Here is a 2,481-nt window from a genome sequence, read left to right on the forward strand (position 1 = left end):
CCGCCGTGCAGTGCGAGCAGTAGCGATAACGCCCGACGGATCCCGGGCAGTGACCGGCAGCGAGGACGGCACGGCCCGGGTCTGGGACCTCACCACCGGACAGCAGATACACCTTCTCGAAGGGCATACATCGGAGGTGGGGACGGTGGCAATCGACATCGACGGTTTGCGGGCGGTGACCGGAAGCGAGGACGGAACGGCGCGAGTGTGGGACTTGGTGACCAAACATGCTCAGGGCTCGTCACGCACACGGGTTGGCCATGACACCTCGGTCTTGGCAATGGCAGTGGCCGCAGAGAGTCTTCGGGCGGTAACCGCTGGCGAGGATTCGACAGTTCGAGTGTGGGACCTTGCCACCGGACAACAGATGGACCTCCTTCGGGGCCATCGGCGCCCGGTCCTCGCGGTGGCGACAACACCGGACGAATCCCACGCCGTGACCACCAGCGAAGACGAAACAGTACGGATGTGGGGTCTTCACACCGGGCATCAGACCCAAATCCTCAGGGGCCACCGCCGCCCGGTTCTCGCGGTGGCGATCACACCGGACGGATCCCACGCCGTGACCACCAGCGAAGACGAAACAGTACGGGTGTGGAACTTGTACACCGGGCACCAGGCCCATACCTTCAAGAGCCACCACCGCCCGGTCCTCGCGGTGGCGATCACACCGGACGGAACCCACGCCGTGACCACCAGCGTCGATCGGACAGTACGGGTGTGGAACCTTGCCACCGGACGACAAACACATGTTCTCGAGGGGCATCGCCGGCCGGTCCTCGCGGTGGCGATCACACCGGACGGAACCCACGCCGTGACCACCAGCGAAGACGAGACAGCACGGGTGTGGGACTTATGCACCGGGCATCAGACCCACGTCCTCAAGGGCCACCGCCGATCAGTGCATGCGGTGGCGATCACACCGGATGGAACCCACGCCGTGACTACCAGCGTAGACCGGACGGTACGGGTGTGGAATCTCCACACAGGTCAACCGACATACATCCTGTATGGCCACTCTTCCGATGTCAGGACAGTGGAAATCACCGCAGACGGGTCCCGGGTCGTGATCTGCAGCCGAGATGGAACAATAGACGTTTGGGACTTATCCACTGGAACGCAACAACAAACTGCGACCATTGGCCATGCCATTTGTTGCTTCAGGGTGTACCAACACGAACTGACCGACATGTTGACCATAGGCGACAAGTCGGGGAACCTGACACACTTCACTCTTTGAGCCACCCGCAGTAAGCATTGCTGACGTGGCACATTCGTTCAAGAATCGCATGCCCATAGGACGAGGCTCATTGACATGACGACACGACCAGCGATTCCGGGGCCGCCTGCCGAGCGATACCATCGACAGTAGGACCAAATGAATGGGAGCATCTGATGGGCAACGTTTTCAGCGACGTTGCGCGCTCGATGAGTACCTATCTTGAAATCGAAGAAGGGCAGTTCAACGATGATGAGATGAGTCCCGACAAACTGTCGGAGATCAGGGGCCTCCGAGACGGGCACTTGCGCGACGACTCGGGGCTGGGTGCTACACACCTCGCACGCGTCCTCGGCATTTTCGCCGCACACGACAGCAAGGTCGACAATCTCTTGGAGGATGATTTTGATGCCACCAGGCGCAAGAGACCGTCAAAGGATCTCCATGGAGTCCTGAAGACACGAGTACTGGCGTACCCCTGCAATCTCTTCGGACGACGTCCGACGCATTTCCGGCCTCAGCTATCTGGACACCACGTGTCAACGTCGGCTGAAATTTAACCCCCTGTCGTCGGGGTGGTTTCTCGTCATGGTCGCAACAGCGGGTGGTCCGGGAAGGGTAGCAAGGCGGAGAGAAGCTCTGCCGGCGTCCGGCCACCGAGCACTGCTCGAGGTCGATGGTTGAGCTGGTGAGCGACGCCTCGCAGGTGCTCCGGGGCGTGAACCGACAAGTCGGTGCCCTTGGGAAAGTACTGGCGCAGCAGCCCATTGGTGTTCTCAGTCGAGCCGCGCTGCCAGGGCTTGTCCTTCTCACAGAAGAACACCGGGCAGCCCAGGTCCGCGCTGACCTCCCGGTGACGGGACATCTCGATGCCCTGGTCCCAGGTGATCGATCGCCGCAATTCCGGCGGCAGGGTCGCGAGGGCGGCCACCAGGCCGCGGTGCACGGCTTCGGTATGGCGGGAGCCGGGCACCGGGCACCGGGCACCGGGCACCGGGCACCGGGATCAGGATGGTGAAGCGGGTGGCGCGCTCGACCAACGTGGTGATGTTGGAACGGTGACCCGGACCGGCGATGAGGTCTCCTTCCTTACGTTGTTGTGGTGGGTGATTTCGGGGCTGTCGTAGTGTCTCGATCACCCTCGGGTGGCGGGTATGGCTGGGGTCTCCCTGCCGCGTGGACGGCTCACTGGGAATGGCCGCCCGCTGCCCGCCGATGACTCGACCGCTGATTGAGAATTGCGAGATTGATCGCTGGGTAAG

At 62.2% G+C, this 2,481-nt stretch carries 2 protein-coding genes; one reads left to right on the forward strand and one right to left on the reverse strand.

Annotated features, from left to right (window positions below; translation table 11 throughout):
* Positions 1–1,240: WD40 repeat domain-containing protein (locus ACFU0Y_RS06370; protein ID WP_380213615.1), on the forward strand; the 1,240-nt coding region annotated here is incomplete at its 5' end.
* A gap of 565 nt (positions 1,241–1,805) precedes the next feature.
* Here ACFU0Y_RS06370 and ACFU0Y_RS06375 read toward each other — a convergent pair.
* The gene (locus ACFU0Y_RS06375; protein ID WP_380213616.1) at positions 1,806–2,213 is read right to left on the reverse strand and encodes an IS30 family transposase; all 408 of its coding nucleotides are present in this window, start codon (positions 2,211–2,213) and stop codon (positions 1,806–1,808) included.
* Between the last annotated feature and the right edge of the window lie 268 nt (positions 2,214–2,481).

It is taken from the genome of Kocuria sp. NPDC057446, from assembly GCF_042802875.1.
Lineage (GTDB): Bacteria > Actinomycetota > Actinomycetes > Actinomycetales > Micrococcaceae > Kocuria.